Below are 16,416 nucleotides of genomic sequence, written 5' to 3'. Positions count from 1 at the left end.
AAGGGGGGTCCCTCGGCATGGGAAGGGGACACCCCTCCGGCGCAGACGCACTGCGGCGCTGATCGACTTAGGCGACCCTAAGCTATGTCTGTCCCTGCGTTCAACCGCCCCCGGGCTCCGGTCGGCGGCCCATGTCATGATCTTCAGGAGGGAATCCCCGCTAAGTAACCTAATTCGGGCAGGGGTGTCGTTCCGCCATCCGCTGGCGGACACTCCGAGGGCCCGATCGCGCGGACGCGGGCGTTCTCGCAGGTCCGGCCCGCAGGGGCGGCGCACATGGGGAAGGCCGCCGGAGCGGAGGCGGCCGAAAGACGCCCCCCGCGGCCGTCACCGGCGGCCGCGCACTGTCCCGGGACCCGCCCGCTCCCTAGCATGACCCCCGGCAATCCCACGGAACGGGCCCCGCTGGCCGGGCCCTCTCGACGACACGGGTGAGTACTGGATGCAAGAGGAGTCGTGGCGCCCGGACGCCATCGACACGACCGTGCCCAGCGTGGCACGGATGTACGACTACTACCTGGGGGGCGACGACAACTACGAGTCGGACCGGGTGGCCTGCGAGGAACTGCTCAAGGCGGTACCCAGCACCAAGGTCCTCGCGGTCAACAACCGCCGCTTCCTGCGCCGGGTGGTGCGGATGCTGGCCCAGGAGTACGGCATACGCCAGTTCATCGACCACGGCTCCGGCCTGCCCACCCAGGACAACGTCCACCAGGTCGCCCAGTCCGTCGACCCCGCCGCGCGGGTCGTCTACGTCGACAACGACCCCATCGTGCTGGCCCACGGCCGGGCGCTGCTGGAGGAGAACGACCGTACCGCCGTCATCCAGGCCGACATGCGGGACACCGACGGCATCTTCGGCCACGCCGAGACCCGGCGGCTGATCGACTTCGAGCAGCCGGTCGCCGCGCTCTTCGTCTCGGTGCTGCACTGCGTCCCGGACGAGAGCGACCCGGCGGGCCTGGTCCGCGAGGTGGCCCGGCGGCTGGCCCCCGGGAGTTTCCTCGTCGTGTGTCAACTGGTCAGCGAGCGGCCGGAGATCCGCAAGTACGTCACCGACTTCATGGCCGAGGCCACCGGCGGCCACTGGGGGCGGGTGCGCGAACAGCGCGAGGTCGCCGCCTATCTGGACGGGTTCGAGATCCTGGAACCCGGCCTGGTCGAGGTCTCGACCTGGCGGCCGGACAACGACCTCGCGCCGGTGCAGCAGACCGACGAGTGGATCGAGTGGGGCGGGGTCGCCCGCCTGCCCTGAGCCGGCCGGACCGCGCGGGCCCCACCGGGGCCCGCGCCTCCGCGCGGACCCGACCCTAGTACTGGGCCAGCCGCTCGCGCAGGACCGCCGCCGTCCGCGCCGGGGTGAGCGCGCACGCCCCCATCCGGTCGAGCATGTTGCGGTACTGCTCCACGATCTGGGGCTTCTGCGTGAAGGTCGAGTCCGTCAGATGCTCTATGTAGACGGCGTCCTTGAGATCGCCCAGCGCGAACCGCAGATAGGTGACGCCCGTGCCCACACCGGCGGCCGCCGATACATCGAGCGGCGCGATCTGGAGGGTGATCCGGGGCCGCTCCATCAGGGCGACCAGATGCTCCAGCTGGGCCCGCATCACCTCGCGCCCGCCGACCGCGCGCAGCAGCACCGACTCGTCGATCACGGCCCACAGATAGGGGGCGTCCGCCTGGTCGAGCCGGCCCTGGCGTTCCTGCCGCAGGTCCACGCGGCGCATCACGTCGTGCGCCAGCAGCTGCCCGGGCCCCGCCTGGATCACGGCCCGGGTGTACGCCGGGGTCTGGAGCAGGCCCGGGACATAGAAGGGCTCGTAGGTGCGGATACGTTCCGCCGCGCTCTCCAGCGCGACCAGCGGGGTGAAGAAGTCCGACAGCACGTCGTTGAACGAGCGCCACCAGTCGGGCCGGCGGGACTGGTCCACCAGCCGCAGGAACTCCTCGACGCGCTCCTCGCTCTCGACCCCGTACAGATCCAGCAGGGCGATGGCGTCGGCCAGCTTGCAGCCATGGCGCCCCAGTTCGATTCGGCTGGTTTTCGAGCGTGAGAATCCGAGCCGGCCGTCGACATCGGCGGGGTCGAGACCCGCGGCGACGCGCAGTTCCCGCAGCTTGCCGCCGAGGATCAGCTTGAGCGCGGTGGGATTGCGCTCCACCGCACCCAGAGGTCGGACGAACAACGACTCGCTCGGGTCGGTTGCTGCCATGGGGCGCTCCTGCGGACGTCTGGAGAGGTCGTCAGTATCCACCACCCCTGCTGATCAGTCAGGGGAGGGAGCGCCCCCGGGCCTCTTTTCAGCCAATGAGGGCGTCGAAGTCCCCGGTCCGCGCGCCCGCGACGAACGCGGCTATCTCGTCGGGCGTGTAGATGAGGGCGGGACCCTGGGGGTCGCGCGAGTTGCGCAGCGCGACCGAACCGTCGGGGAGCTTCGCCAGCTCCACACAGTTCCCGGTGGCGTTGCTGTGGCTGCTCTTGGTCCAGGTGACCGAGGTGAGGGCGTCGGCCCCCATGCCGTTGACGAAACGTTCCATTACAACAGCCCCTAGCTTCTCGTACGGTGGTTCGCTCATCTTGACCGAAGGTCCATGCAATCCCATTTGCAATCCCAGATGCAATTGCATTCCCCCGTGATACTCGACCATACTCGTTGCGCGGCACCGGCGGCAGCGGTGAAGTCCTAAACCTTCAGGGGGACATGACCAGTGACGACCCATGTGGCAGCCTCGGCGGGCACGGGCTTCTCAGGTGGTGGCCGACCGGCCTCCGCCGGCCCGGGTGCGGACCTGCCGATCGGCTTAACCGGCGCCGGTGAGCCGCTCTGGGGGCATCTCCCGGGCAGCGGCCCGGCGGGTTTCTCCGCGTGCGGCCTCGACGGCGGACTGCGCAACGCCTCCCAGGCGCGGCGCTTCACCGCCCACACCCTCGAAGGCTGGGGACTGGTCCGGCTGGTCCCGGACGCCGCCCTGATCGTCAGCGAACTCGTCACCAACGCCGTGCGGCACGCGCTCGACCCGGACGCGCCCGACAGCGGCGAATACCCGGTGTGGCTCGGCTTCTTCCTCCGCCCCGGCCTCGTGGTCTGCGCCGTCACCGACCCCAGCTGTACGCCGCCCCGCCCGCGCGGGGCCGACGCCTGCGCCCTCGGCGGCCGGGGGCTCGCGCTGGTCGCGGCGGTCAGCGAGAGCTGGTCGTGGACGCTGACCCCGCCGCGCGGCAAGACCGTCTGGGCGGCGCTCGCCCGCTGACCGGGCCGACCGGCCACCGGCCCGCGCCGGCCCGGGTGGGTCAGTCGTCCGTGTCCCGGCCCGCCAGCAGGCCGGCGACCACCTCGATGTCACCGATCCGGGACGGCTCGACGCGTCGCGGATCGTCGCCGAGGACCACCAGGTCGGCCCGCTTCCCCGGAGTGATGCTGCCCGCGCTGTCGTCCCAGTGACAGGCGTACGCGGCGTCCACCGTGTAGGCGCGCAGCGCCTCCTCCACGGTGATGCCCTCGTCCGGGCCGATGATCCGGCCCGATGCGGAGGCCCGCTCCACCATGAACTGGATCGCCCGCAGCGGCGCCCCGTCGGCGACGGGCCGGTCCGAACTCCCCACGATCCGGACCCCGTTGGCGAGAAAGCCCCGGCCCCGGTAGAGCCAGGGCGCCCGCTCCGGCCCCATGACGGTGGCGTAGTCGTCGCCGGAGTGCCGCAGGAACGACGGCTGGACGACGGCGGTCGCGCCCACCGACGCGAACCGGGCCGGCTGGTCGGGCCGGACCAGGCCGGCGTGCTCGATCCGGTGCCGGGCGGCGGGCCGGGGCAGCAGCCGCTGGGCCCGCTCCAGGGCGTCGAGCGCCACATCGACCGCGCGGTCGCCGATGGCGTGCACGGCCAGCTGCCACCCCGCCCGGTGCCCCTCGATGATGATGTCCGCCAACGGACGGTCCGTCCGCTGGAGCCGCCCACAGCCGCCGGATCCATCGGAGCCCGCGTAGGGGCTGGTGAGCGCGGCGGTACGGGCCATCATCCCGCCGTCCGTGAAGACCTTGAGCGCGCCCAGCGACAGCCCGTCGCCGCCGTCCCCGGCGCCGAAGCCCGTCCGCAGCCCGAGGTCCAGGGCGTACGCGGTGGAGTCCGCGGGGGCCGCGGCCACCGGGCCGAGCACGTCCGCGGAGACCATCAGCTGGAGCCGGACCGCCAACAGGCCTCTCTCCCACGCCTGTTGATGGGCCGCCCCCTCCAGCGGTCCGTGGGAGAAGAGCGTGCTGCCGATGCCCGCCTCCGCGCAGGCCGTCACTCCCTCCGCCCGGCACTGCCGGGACGCCCTGCCGATGGCGTCGGCCAGCTCGGTCAGTGTGTGGGGCGGGCGCAGCGCGCGGGCCTCGCCCATCGCCTCCTCCGCGAGGAAGCCCTCGGTGCGGATCGCGGCGGGCAGGGCGTCCATGACCGCCGAGTTGGCCACGCAGCCATGGCCGGAGACATGCCCGACGAGCACCCGGCGGCCCTCGCTGACCCGGTCCAGCTCCGCCGCGGTGAGATGGCGGCCGAGCGGGCGCTGGTCGTATCCGGACAGATCCGCCCAGCCGCCGGGCGGGACCGCGCGGACCGCCCGCGCCACCGCCGCGAGGATGTCGTCGGCGCGGGCGGAGGGGGCGACGTCCACGGCCCGCGCCGTCAACCCGGCCCAGGCGAGGTGGACGTGACTGTCGATGAACCCGGGGAGTACGGTGGCACCGTCAAGATCGACGAACTGCCTTGCCGGCAGGCCGGACACCTCCTCGTCCAGCCCCACGATCCGGCCCCGCCAGACGCCGAGTTCGCGGGCGACCGGGCGGTCGGGGTCCATCGTGATGATGTTGCCGTTGCCGAATCGGGTGCAGAGCACGGACACTTCCTTTCCCGGGGGTGCCGACGCCCGCCTCCGACGCGGTCGCTGACGTCCCATGATGGCTGGTATTCGGGGCGATCCGCTGCTCCGAACGGAGGTGCCCGGCGCAGCAACGATTATGCTTAGGTGAGGCTAACCTAAGAAGGTGTTGCTGAGTGGACGAGTGGCGAGAGGTCCCCGCGAACAGGCTCGACGCATGGGCGGACGAGGTGGTCGCCGGCCTTGACGCGCACGAGGACGTCGACCGTGCCCTGCGGTACGCGCTGCGCAGACGCCCGAGCCTGCGGGAGGAGAACGGGGCCCGGATGGCCGACGCGGTACGGGCGGCCGCGCTCGGACTGGGCCCGGCGGCGTGCGCGCTGGCCGCCGGTGTGTCCGAGCGATTGCTGGGCAACTGGCTGGCGCGGGACGCCTCGTTCGCGGCGGCGATGGCGGCGGCCAGGGAGCTGGCCGGCGGGCAGGGGGCGGGGGGCCGGCCAGGGCCGGCGGGTCCGGCGCTGCACCCGGCGGGTCTGCGGGTCCTGCTGAAGGCGCTGCGCGCCGGGTCCCTGCACGCCCCGGCGGCCGCGCTCATCGGACTGTCCGGGCGCGCGCTCTACCGGCTGCGGCGGGAGAGTCCGGAGATCGCCGCGCTGGTGGCGGCGGCCCGGCGGGCCCGTCCGCGCAAGACGGACCGTCGCGGCGGGCCGGGCCGGCGCCGGTACCGGCTGGTCCGGCTGGACGAGACCGCCCTGCCATCCGGCTCCCCGGTCCCGGGCCCCCGCATCTCCCCGGACGCCGATCCTGCCGATCCCGTTGATCGCGTTGATCCCGCCGGTCCTGCCGGTCCTGTCGATCTTCGCGACGCGCCGACGGGCCTGGGTGGGCGCCGTGTTCCCGGGGTGCCCCCAGGGAGATAGGGGACAGGGGGCAGTCGCGAGGCTTCGCGGGAGTGCCGGGGGAGGGGTGTTCCCGCTCGCGGAGCGCCGGGGGCGAGTCCCTCCCCGTACCCGTCCGCCATCTGTCATCCGCGGAGACGGCACCGGACCCGCCCGGGCGCGCGTACCTTCTCCGCCCCGCCCGGCCCATGCCCGGGATGCGTACTGTCATATCGTTGGCCCGGCTCGACCGCATGGTCTTGATTGCCGGGTAATGGCAGGATCTGTTCGCTGGACGCGGCGGTCGGCGCCACGACCCATCACGGGATCTCTGCACGGGGGTGTCGCTCCGGTGCCGGGGCGGGGAATGATCCGTCGAAGCGAGGTGGGGGCATCCGTCATCGGTTGGCCCCGCAGTTGAAACTTAGGCTAACCTTACTTCGCATATTGTGCTCGTTCCAGGGGCACCGGGACGGCTCCGGAGGGGTACGGGTGGGTTCAACAGATCTGTCGGGCAGGACAGTTCTGCAGCAGGCGGTGGCGGGAGAGCGCCGCGACGTCGTCGTCGGAGCCGCGCTCGGCGCCGGGCACCAGGCGGGTGAGGCGCTCGTCCCCGTACTGATCGGCGTCGTCATCGACCGGGGTGTCGCCCGGGGCGACGGCAGCGGACTCCTCATCGGACTCGCCGCGCTCGGCCTCGTCTACACCGCCCTCTCCGTCGGCTTCCGCTTCGGCGCCCGGGCCGGCGAACGCGCCGCCGAGACCGCCGCGCACCGCCTCCGCACCCGGCTCGTCGGCCGGATCCTCGCCCCCGAGGGCGGCGCCGACCGCGGCCGCCTCTCCGGCGAGCTGACCAACATCGCCACCCAGGACGCCAAGCGCGTCGGCGCCGTCACCATGGCCCTGATCATCGGCATCTGGGCGCTCATAGGACTGCTCGTCGCCGCCGTGGTCCTGCTGCGGATCTCACTCCCGCTCGGGCTGCTCGTCCTCCTCGGCACCCCCCTGCTGCTCTGGGCCGGCCATCTGGTCAGCAAACCGCTGGAGCGCCGCAGCGAGGCCGAGCAGGAGCGCGCCGCCCACGCCTCGGGCGTCGCCGCCGACATCGTCGCCGGGCTGCGGGTGCTCAAGGGCATCGGTGCCGAGCCCGCCGCCGTCGCCCGCTACCGGGGCACGAGCCGGGACTCGCTCACCGCCACCCTGCGCGCCGCCCGCGCCCACGCCTGGCAGAACGGCATCGTCCTCACCCTCACCGGCGCCTTCATCGCGCTCGTCGCCCTCATCGGCGGCCGGCTCGCCATCCGTGGCGACATCAGCCTCGGCGAACTGGTCTCCGCCGTCGGCCTCGCCCTCTTCCTCCTCGGCCCGCTCTCCGAGATCTCCTGGGTCAACGCCGAACTGGCCCAGGCCCGCGCCTCCGCCGGACGGATCGCCGCCGTGCTCGCCGCCGACCACGCCGTACTCCCCGGCAGCGGCACCCCCCGCCACCCCGTCGAGGGCCGGATCCGGCTGCGCTCGGTCGGGTACGGGACCCTCCGCGACGTCGACCTCCGCATCGAGCCCGGCACGGTCCTCGGCGTGGTCGCCACCGACCCCGCCGACGCGCGCGCCCTGCTGGGCTGCCTCGGCCGCCACGCCGACCCCGACAGCGGCGCCGTCGAACTCGACGCCACCCCGCTGACCGACCTGGACCCTGCCGCGGTGCGCGGCGCGATCCTGGTGGCCGAGCACGACGCCGACCTCTTCGAAGGCACCCTCACCGGCAATGTCCGGGCCGCCGCGCCCCCGGGCGCCGACATCGGGCCCGCGCTGGCCGCCTCCGGCGCCGACGATGTCGCCGACGCCCTCCCGCAGGGTGCCGACACGCCTGTCACCGAACGCGGCCGCTCCCTCTCCGGCGGCCAGCGCCAGCGGGTCGCCCTGGCCCGCGCCCTCGCCGCCGACGCTCCCGTCCTGGTCGTCCACGACCCCGCGACCGCCGTCGACGCCGTCACCGAGGCCAGGATCGCCACCGGTGTCCGGGACATCCGCCGGGGCCGGACCACGATCATGGTCACCACCAGTCCCGCGCTGCTGGCCGTCGCCGACCGCGTCGTCCTCATCGAAAACGGCCGGGTCGCCGCCGACGCCACCCACGCCGAACTCGTCCGCGACCGTGTCGGCTACCGGACGGCGGTGCTCTCGTGAGCGATGCCCAGCACCCCGCGCCCGGCGCGGACCGGGGGCGCGTCCTGCTGCCCATCGCCACCGCCGCCCGCACCCGGGCCGCCGTCGGTGAACTCCTCCGCCCCCACCGGGGCCTCGCCCTGACCGGCTTCTCGGTCATGGTCGTCGCGACCGCCGTGGGCCTGCTGACCCAGCCGCTCCTCGGCCGGATCGTCGACCTCGTCGCCGACCGCGGGTCACCGGACGCCCTCACCACCACCGTGATCCTGCTGGCGGCCGTCGCCGTCGTCCAGGGACTCGCCACCGGCGTCGGCCTCGACCTGATCTCCCGGCTCGGCGAGACCGTCCTCGCCCGGCTGCGTGAACGCTTCGTCTCCCGCGCGCTGGGCCTGCCGCTGGAGCAGGTCGAGAAGGCCGGCTCGGGCGACCTGACCGTCCGTGTCACCGGGGATGTCGCCGTCATCGCCGACGGCGTGCGCAACGCCCTGCCGGAGCTGGCCCGCTCGGTACTCGCCATCGTCCTCACCCTCGGCGCGCTCACCCTCCTCGACTGGCGGTTCCTCGTCGCCGCGCTGGCCGCCCTCCCCGTACAGGTCTGGACGGCGCGCTGGTACATCCGCCGGGCCGTGCCCCTCTTCTCCGCCCAGCGGGTCGCCGGCGGGGACCAGCAGCAGCAGCTCCTCGACACCATCGGCGGCAGCCCCACCGTGCGCGCCTTCCGGCTGGAGCGCGAGCACACCGACCGGGTCACCGAACGCTCCTGGTCCCTGGTGCGGCTGACGATGCGCGGCATCGACCTGGTGATCGGCTTCTACAGCCGGCTGCACATCGCCGAGTTCATCGGCCTCTCCGCGGTGCTGACCACCGGATACTTCCTGGTCCGGGACGGCTCGGCCTCGGTGGGCACCGCGACGGCCGCCGCCCTGTACTTCCACAGCCTCTTCACCCCCGTGAACTCGGCGCTCGGGCTCCTCGACGACGCCCAGTCCGCGATCGCGAGCCTGTCCCGGATCGTCGGTGTCGCCGACCAGTCCCCGCCGGCCGGACCGGAGCGGCCCGCCACCCCGCGCGACGCCTCCGTCGCCGTGACCGGCCTCCACCACGCCTACCGCGCTGGACACCCCGTCCTCACCGATGTGGATCTCACCATCCGCCCCGGTGAGCGGGTCGCCCTCGTCGGCGCCAGCGGCGCGGGCAAGACCACCCTCGCCCAACTGATCGCGGGCATCCACACACCGACCGCCGGGACCGTCACCGTCGGCGGCGCCACCCTGGACGCCATCGGACCCGCCGGAGTGCGCCGCGCCGTCGCGCTGATCACCCAGGAGACCCATGTCTTCGCCGGGCCGCTCGCCGAGGACCTGCGGCTGGCCGCCCCCGGGGCGACCGACGCCGAACTGCGCGCGGCCCTCGACCGGGTGGACGCCCTGGCCTGGGTCGACGCCCTCCCGGACGGTCTGGGAACCGTCGTCGGCGAGGGCGGGCACCGGCTCAGCGGGGCCCAGACGCAGGCCCTCGCGCTCGCCCGGCTGGTGCTCGCCGACCCCCCGGTCGTCATCCTGGACGAGGCCACCGCCGAAGCGGGCAGCACCGGCGCCCGCGCCCTGGAGAAGGCCGTCACCCGCGCGGTGGACGGCCGTACCGCGCTGATCGTCGCCCATCGGCTGACCCAGGCGGCGAGCGCCGACCGGGTCGTCGTCATGGAGGCCGGACGGATCGTCGAGAGCGGCACCCACGAGGAGCTGCGGGCCGCCCGGGGACGGTACGCCGCCCTCTGGAGCGCCTGGTCCGACACCCGGGGGAGCGAGCCCGCCCCCGGAGCCGTCCGGCCCACCCCCCAGACCACTGCCCGAGCAACACCCGACAAGAAGAAGGACCGTTCATGGCCCGCTCCCTGACCGCGCGGCGCGCCGCCGCCGCGTTCGTCTCAGCACTCCTGCTCCTGGGCACCGCCGCGTGCGGTGGTGGCTCCGACGAGAAGGGCTCCGGCGACGGCACGTCCGGCGAGGGCGCCTCCCGCGACTCCGCCTTCCCCGTCACGATCCCGCACAAGTTCGGCGAGGCGAAGATCCCCGCCGAGCCGAAGCGGATCGTCACCCTCGGTCTCACCGACCAGGACGCGGTGCTCGCGGCCGGCAAGGTGCCGGTCGGCACCATGGACTGGATCGGCGGATTCGAGGGCGCCGTCGGCCCCTGGGCCCAGGACGAGCTGGGCTCCGCCACGGTGCCCACCGTCCTCAAGGACACCGGCACCGGCGCGCAGATCGAGAAGGTCGCGGCGCTCGACCCCGATCTGATCGTCGCGGTCTACGGCGGGCTCACCAAGGAGCAGTACCGGACACTCAGCAAGTTCGCGCCGGTCGTCGCCCAGCCCGCGAAGTACCAGGACTATGGTGTGCCGTGGCAGGAGCAGGCCACGATCGTCGGCAAGGCGGTCGGCGGGTCCGAAGCCGCCGCGAAGGCCGTCGCCGACGTCGAGGCGAGGATAGCCGCGGCGGCCCGCCCGGAGTTCGAGAACGCCACCGCCGTGATGGGCACCCCGTACGAGGGCATCTTCCTGTACGGCAGCCAGGACCCGCGCTCCCGGCTCCTGACCGACCTCGGCTTCTCGCTGCCGGCCGGCCTGGACAAGGCCATCGGCGGCAAGTTCGGCGCCAACATCAGCAAGGAGCGCACGGATCTGCTCGACCAGGACGCCGTCGTCTGGATGCTCGGCGATGTCGAGAAGGACGGCGCCAAGCTGCGCGAGGACCCCTCGTACGGTGGTCTGAAGGCCGTCAAGGAGGGCCGCGAGGTCTACATCCACGAGACCAGCGACTACGGGTACGCCGCCACCTTCGGTACGGTCCTCAGCCTGCCGTATGTGCTGGACCGGCTGGTTCCGCAGCTGACCGCCGCCGTCGACGGCAAGCCGGAGACCAAGGTGGAGCAGCCCGCCTCCTGACCGCCGGCCCTCCCGGTGACCCGGGCCGGACTCCGCAGGCCGCGGAAGCCCGGCCCGGGGCCGGGAGCGGTCCGGATCGTAGTAAGGTAAGCATTGCCTAATTAGCGGGGGTTCTCTGGGTGAACGGGACCCTGCCGGCCCCACGTGGCCCGCGTTGAAGGCCTGCCCAACCCGAGGAACGTGCCCTGGGGAGCCCCGCGTCCACAGCGGGACACCCCAAGCGGCCTCTGCTCCCGCGTCCTTGGGATCCACGAAGTCTGCGAAGAATGTCGTCGAAGTTGTCCAGGTTGTTGATGTTGTCGAGGTATTCGGCCGAGCGCCGCCGCGCCGCCCTGCTGCCTCTGGTGTCGCTGGCCGTCCTGGTCGCGCTCGCCGCCCTCTCGCTCTCCGTCGGCGCTCTGGGCGTCCCCCTCGGCCAGGTGTGGAGCACCCTGCTCGGGGACGCTCCCAGCACCCGCGTCGAGAACGTCGTCTGGTCGGTACGGGTCCCGAGGACCGCGCTCGGGATCGCCGCCGGAGCCGCGCTGGGACTCGCCGGCACCCTGATGCAGGCCCTGACCCGCAACCCCCTCGCCGACCCCGGACTCCTCGGCGTCAGCGCCGGCGCCGCCTTCGCGATCGTCCTCGCCGTCGGCGTCCTGGGCCTCGGCTCCGTCCACGGCTACATCTGGTTCGCCTTCGCGGGCGCCTTCGCCGCCAGCGTCCTGGTCCATATCCTGGGCGGACTCGGCCGCTCCGGCTCCACACCGGTGCAGCTGGCCCTTGCGGGAGTCGCCGTCACCGCCCTGCTCACCTCGCTGACCAGTGCCATCGCCCTCACCGACCCGGACGCGCTCAACCGCTTCCGGTTCTGGTCGGCGGGCACCCTGGCCAACCAGGACCAGGGCACGCTGAACCGGGTCCTCCCCTTCCTTGCCGTCGGCGCGCTCATCGCCCTGGCCCTCGGCCCCGCGCTCAACCGGCTTGCCCTCGGCGACGACGTCGCGACCTCCCTGGGCCTGCGGACGGGCCGGCTGCGGCTGGCCGGAGTGAGTGCCGTCACCCTGCTGACCGGCGCCGCGGTCGCCGCCATCGGTCCGATCGTCTTCGTCGGCCTGATCGTGCCGCACATCGCGCGCAGCCTCACCCAGTACGCCGGGATCGGCCCCGACCACCGCTGGCTGCTGCCGCTGTCGGCGCTCATCGCGCCCTCGCTGCTGCTCGCCGCCGACATCGCCGGACGGCTGCTGGCCCGGCCGGCCGAGATCCAGGCGGGCGTCCTCGTCGCCCTCATCGGCGGACCCTTCTTCATCGTGATGGTCCGCCGCCGCCGACTCGCGGAGCTGTGAGCATGACCGACCTCCTCACCGACCACCCCACCGGCCCGGAAAATGCCCCGGAGCACACCCCGGAGCACACCCCGGAGAACAGCCCGGAGCACGGCCCGCAGCGCCGCCCGGGGCCCGGCCGGATCACCTTCCGGCCGGCCGTACCCCCCGTCTCCGGTGTGCTGCACCCCCGCCGGATCGTGGTCTGCGCCGCCCTCGCCGCCGCCGTCGCCCTGGTGTTCTGCTGGGGCATCGCCGTCGGGGAGATCCCGTACTCGCTCACCGAGGTCGCCCGCGCGCTGGCCGGCACCGGCGACCCCGGCACCGAGCTGATCATCCACGAGCTGCGGCTGCCCCGGGCCCTGGCCGGACTCCTCGTCGGCATCGCCTTCGGGGTCTCCGGCGCCCTCCTCCAGACGATGACCCGCAACCCGCTCGCCAGCCCCGACATGATCGGCATCACCCAGGGCGCGGGCACCGCCGTCGTCGCCGGACTCGTCCTCGGCTGGGACGCCGGCCTCTCCACCCAGTGGCTCGGCCTCCTCGGCGCGCTCGCCACCGCGCTCCTCGTTTACGGACTGGCCTGGAAGCGCGGCACCACCGGCTACCGCCTCGTCCTCGTCGGCGTCGGCGTGGCCTGGATCTGCACCAGCGTCACCGACTATCTGATGGCCCGGGGCCGCCAGTTCGACGCCCAGGCCGCCCTCGGCTGGCTCGTCGGCAACCTCAACGGCCGCACCTGGGGCCAGATCGAGCCGCTGCTCATCGCGCTCGTCGTCCTGCTGCCCGCCGCGCTGCTGCTGGGCCGGCTGCTGCTCACCCTCCAGCTCGGCGACGACGTGGCCCGCGGCCTCGGCACCCGCGTCCAGCCGGTCCGGCTGGCCGTGCTCGTCACCGCCGTCGGCCTGGTCGCCTTCGGCACCGCCACCGCCGGACCCGTCGCGTTCGTCGCCCTCGCCGCGCCGCAGATCGCCCAGCGGCTGATGCGGACGGCCTGGCCGCCGCCGCTGGCCGCCGGGCTCACCGGCGCCCTGGTCGTCCTGGTCGCCGATCTCATCGCGCGCACACTGATCACCGACACCGAACTCCCGGTCGGCGTCGTCACCGGCGCCCTCGGCGCCCCCGTACTGCTCTGGCTGCTCATCCGCGCGAACCGCGCCGGCTCAGGAGGCTGAACCCATGCCAGCGAATTCCACCCCGGCCGAGGTCACGGCAGCCCGGGCCATGACAGCCGAGGCCACCGCGGCCGAAGTCGCGGCGCCCGCGCCCGCGCCGCCCGCCACCGGCCCCGATCTGCGGGCCACCGGGCTCAGACTGGCCTACGACAACCGGGTCGTCGTCGACGGCCTCGACGTCGCCATCCCCTCCGGCCGCATCACGGCCATCGTCGGCGCGAACGCCTGCGGCAAGTCCACCCTGCTGCGAGCACTGGCCCGGCTGCTCACCCCCGCCGCGGGCGCCGTGCACCTCGACGGCCGCGCGCTGCACGCGATACCCACCCGGGAACTCGCCCAGCGGCTCGGCATCCTGCCGCAGACCCCCGTCGCCCCCGAGGGCCTGACCGTGATCGACCTGGTGGGCCGGGGCCGCTCCCCGCACCAGACCTGGTGGCGGCAGTGGTCGAGCGGCGACGAGCGGGCCGTCCACGAGGCGCTGCGCGCCACCGGCATGACCGATCTGGCCGACCGCCCCGTCGACGAACTCTCCGGCGGGCAGCGCCAGCGCGCCTGGATCGCCATGGCCGTCGCCCAGGGCACGCCGGTGCTGCTGCTGGACGAGCCCACCACCTATCTCGACCTGGCCCACCAGATCGACGTCCTGGACCTGGTCACCGATCTCAACCGGACCCAGGACCGTACGGTCGTCATGGTCCTCCACGACCTGAACCAGGCGTGCCGCTACGCCGACCACGTCATCGCGATGAAGTCCGGGCGGATCGTCGCCGAGGGCGACCCCGTCGAGGTGATCACCGCGCCGCTGGTCGAGGAGGTCTTCGGACTGCGCTGCCGGATCGCCCCCGACCCCGTCAGCGGCACCCCGATGATCATCCCGATGGGCCGGTACCACGAGGAGGCCCCGGCGCGGTGACGCCCGCGGTGGCGCGGGGGTGACCCCACGCGGGCCCGCGTGACCCGGTCAGGGGAGCGCGGTGGGACAGCCGCCCATCGTCCGGAAGCCGAACATGAGCACCACCGGGTGGCCACGGTCGCGGGAGTCACCTGCGACGTCCATCTCCAGGGCGGTACCGAGCACAGTCACGGGCTCACCTCGGCCCTGCTCTCCCCTACGGCGGTCCGGGCCGGGGAGATCCTGCGTTCCCTGCCGGCCCGGGGCGGACGGAAGGCCGCCGCCCCGGGCCGATACGTGCTCCGGCCGGCCCGGTCAGGGGGCCGGCCGGTGGTCCCGGCCGGATCCCGGGGGCTTCTGCACGCCCCCTGCCGGACCCGGCCGGAACGTGCCTCAGCCGCGCGGCTTGTGGTCGTCGATCAGGCCGATCGGCGGCACCTTGACCGTACGGGCACCGGGGACACCACCCAGGACGATCTTGCGCAGGGCGGTGTTGTTCTTGGTGCTGGTCTCCTTGAGGCGGTTGGCCGGGTTGGCCTTCACCTCGATCCAGTACGTGCCGTTGGCCAGGCCGGTGATGTCGAAGGCCTGGTCCGGCAGGTCCTGGGTGTAGGTGTCACCGGAACCGACGTCCAGCCGCTGCCGGATGGAGACCCGGGTCGGGCCGCTGCACGCCGAGGTCAGGTCGGTGTTGTCCGGGGACCAGTTGGCACCCTTCACCGTGTAGTCGACCGCGTCCGTGTTGGCGAGGCAGAACGCCTCCTTGCCGCTGCGGACGGCCTGCTTCTTGTCCGCCTTCAGCAGGCTGTAGTTGGCGAAGTCCACGAAGTGCCAGTGGTTGTGGCCCTCGCGCGGGTCCCACTCCATGGAGCCGGCCGGGGTGAAGCCGACCTGCTTGCCGTTGGTGTCGTGGAAGTACTGGTAGGCGTCCATGACGTCCTTGCCCTTGGCACGGAAGCCGTCCACCACCAGCTCGGCCGGACCGGCGTTCCACACATTGGCGGCGAAGGTCACGAAGTCCTTGCCGGGCTGGCCCATCTCCGCGCCCTGCTGGATCGTGACACCGAACGCGGGCAGCGAGCGCAGGTCGGGCTTGGGCACGTTCGGGACCTTCGCCCGGCCCGTCGGCCGCTGCGCGTTGGGCTTGTCGCCCAGGGACTTGCGGGAGCCGTCGTGCTGGCCGGCCCGGTCGCCGACGTTCGCGGCGGACCGCGCCGAGTTGCGCAGCGCCCAGGCGAGCGCGGGCGGCGCCGGCGGATAGGGGGTGTGGCCCACGTTGTACGAGGGGCCGGTGCCACCGGTCGCCTGGGCCAGGGACATCTTCGGCGCCTGGCCGTGTCCGCTGTGCCCGCCGTGCCCGGCGGCGTGGTGCGCGTGGGCACCCGCACCCGCCGCGCGCCCGACCGGACCGCCCTCCTCCGGGTCCGGCACGTACTCCTCGACCTTGACCTTGACGGTCTGCGTCTTGGCCGGGATGCCGAACAGGTCGCGGTACTTCTTCGCCACCACGGCCTTGGCGGTGTAGTTGCCGGCGGCCAGCTGGAGCGGCTTGTCCTCGTAGTGGCCGGAGTAGGTGTTGGTGCCCCAGTCCTTCTCCACACCCCAGACCGAACCCACGGTGAGCGGGTTGTCCGGGCAGCCCTGCGGGAAGCGCGAGGACTGCGGCCCGCCGGGACGGAGCCGGCCGGAGGCGTTGTTGGGACAGAAGTTCTGGCCCTGCTTGAGAACGGTCTTGCCGGCGGCGTCGGTGAGCGTCACCTCGATGAAGCCGGGCAGCCCGCGGAAGTCCTTGGTGAGCCCGGCCGGGAGCTTCTTGACCCGCTTCTTCTTGCCCTCGTGGACGATCTGCTCGATCGCGATGGGCTTGTCGTACGACGTGCGCTTGAGCCGCAGCTCGAACGGTGACCCCTCGGCCGCGAGATGGAGCCCGAGGTCGGCCTCGCCGATGCCGCCGGGGTACCACTCGTTGGCGGGATAGCTGGTCCAGGTGATCTGGGGGACGGCGCTGAGCAGGCTCAGCTTGGGACCGGCCGGAGCGGCCTGAGCCCGGTCCTCGGGGGCGGCGGCGACGATACCGGCGGTCACGGCGAGTGCCGCGGACGCGGCGAGCGCCGAACGCCAAAGACGGGTGCGAGGGATTGCGTTCATCGTTCCTCTGTCATGCAGTTGCCACGAGGGCGAGCCAGTGGAAGCGCA

Annotated in this window: 14 protein-coding genes; 9 read left to right on the top strand and 5 right to left on the bottom strand. The window is 73.2% G+C overall.

The window, feature by feature from the left end:
• Positions 1–442: 442 nt before the first annotated feature.
• Complete coding sequence (locus SYYSPA8_RS21790; protein ID WP_323448939.1) at positions 443–1,255, top strand: SAM-dependent methyltransferase; 813 nt, start codon at positions 443–445, stop codon at positions 1,253–1,255.
• 55 nt (positions 1,256–1,310) lie between these two features.
• Here the strand turns inward: SYYSPA8_RS21790 and SYYSPA8_RS21785 are convergent, their stop codons facing one another.
• A complete protein-coding gene (locus SYYSPA8_RS21785; protein WP_323448938.1) occupies positions 1,311–2,213 on the bottom strand; it encodes a helix-turn-helix domain-containing protein in 903 nt (300 codons plus the stop codon).
• Between the two features lie 88 nt (positions 2,214–2,301).
• Positions 2,302–2,538: a DUF397 domain-containing protein gene (locus SYYSPA8_RS21780; protein WP_323449115.1), complete on the bottom strand. Its 237-nt coding sequence runs from the start codon at positions 2,536–2,538 to the stop codon at positions 2,302–2,304.
• A gap of 171 nt (positions 2,539–2,709) precedes the next feature.
• Between SYYSPA8_RS21780 and SYYSPA8_RS21775 the strand changes: the two genes are divergently transcribed.
• Positions 2,710–3,252 (top strand): ATP-binding protein, encoded by a 543-nt coding sequence (locus tag SYYSPA8_RS21775; RefSeq protein ID WP_323448937.1) that lies wholly within the window; start codon positions 2,710–2,712, stop codon positions 3,250–3,252.
• A 40-nt stretch (positions 3,253–3,292) separates the two neighbouring features.
• Here the strand turns inward: SYYSPA8_RS21775 and SYYSPA8_RS21770 are convergent, their stop codons facing one another.
• Positions 3,293–4,876: an amidohydrolase gene (locus SYYSPA8_RS21770; RefSeq protein WP_323448936.1), complete on the bottom strand. Its 1,584-nt coding sequence runs from the start codon at positions 4,874–4,876 to the stop codon at positions 3,293–3,295.
• Positions 4,877–5,034: 158 nt separating this feature from the next.
• Here SYYSPA8_RS21770 and SYYSPA8_RS21765 point away from each other — a divergent pair, with 158 nt between their 5' ends.
• From SYYSPA8_RS21765 to SYYSPA8_RS21735, 7 genes are all read left to right on the top strand, one after another.
• A complete protein-coding gene (locus SYYSPA8_RS21765; protein ID WP_323448935.1) occupies positions 5,035–5,778 on the top strand; it encodes a hypothetical protein in 744 nt (247 codons plus the stop codon).
• Between the two features lie 450 nt (positions 5,779–6,228).
• Entirely contained in the window at positions 6,229–7,923 is a 1,695-nt protein-coding gene (locus SYYSPA8_RS21760; RefSeq protein ID WP_407706050.1) for an ABC transporter ATP-binding protein, read from the top strand.
• Complete coding sequence (locus tag SYYSPA8_RS21755) at positions 7,920–9,800, top strand: ABC transporter ATP-binding protein (protein ID WP_323448933.1); 1,881 nt, start codon at positions 7,920–7,922, stop codon at positions 9,798–9,800. The genes SYYSPA8_RS21760 and SYYSPA8_RS21755 overlap by 4 nt, the downstream gene beginning before the upstream one ends.
• Entirely contained in the window at positions 9,785–10,846 is a 1,062-nt protein-coding gene (locus tag SYYSPA8_RS21750; protein WP_323448932.1) for an iron-siderophore ABC transporter substrate-binding protein, read from the top strand. Before SYYSPA8_RS21755 ends, SYYSPA8_RS21750 begins: the two co-directional genes overlap by 16 nt.
• 293 nt (positions 10,847–11,139) lie before the next feature.
• Complete coding sequence (locus SYYSPA8_RS21745) at positions 11,140–12,174, top strand: FecCD family ABC transporter permease (protein WP_323448931.1); 1,035 nt, start codon at positions 11,140–11,142, stop codon at positions 12,172–12,174.
• 2 nt (positions 12,175–12,176) lie between these two features.
• On the top strand, positions 12,177–13,328 hold the full coding sequence (locus SYYSPA8_RS21740) for a FecCD family ABC transporter permease (protein WP_323448930.1): 1,152 nt from the start codon (positions 12,177–12,179) through the stop codon (positions 13,326–13,328).
• Positions 13,329–13,377: 49 nt separating this feature from the next.
• Complete coding sequence (locus tag SYYSPA8_RS21735; RefSeq protein WP_323449114.1) at positions 13,378–14,241, top strand: ABC transporter ATP-binding protein; 864 nt, start codon at positions 13,378–13,380, stop codon at positions 14,239–14,241.
• 48 nt (positions 14,242–14,289) lie between these two features.
• On the opposite strand, the gene SYYSPA8_RS38410 is transcribed toward SYYSPA8_RS21735, so the two are convergent.
• Complete coding sequence (locus SYYSPA8_RS38410; RefSeq protein ID WP_407706049.1) at positions 14,290–14,412, bottom strand: hypothetical protein; 123 nt, start codon at positions 14,410–14,412, stop codon at positions 14,290–14,292.
• Positions 14,413–14,613: 201 nt separating this feature from the next.
• Positions 14,614–16,368: a lysyl oxidase family protein gene (locus SYYSPA8_RS21725; protein WP_323448929.1), complete on the bottom strand. Its 1,755-nt coding sequence runs from the start codon at positions 16,366–16,368 to the stop codon at positions 14,614–14,616.
• Between the last annotated feature and the right edge of the window lie 48 nt (positions 16,369–16,416).

The sequence above is a fragment of the Streptomyces yaizuensis genome, from assembly GCF_034961445.1.
Lineage (GTDB): Bacteria > Actinomycetota > Actinomycetes > Streptomycetales > Streptomycetaceae > Streptomyces > Streptomyces yaizuensis.
Note: the sequence above shows the minus strand (reverse complement) of the source record. Positions and strands in the feature narration are given on the sequence as shown.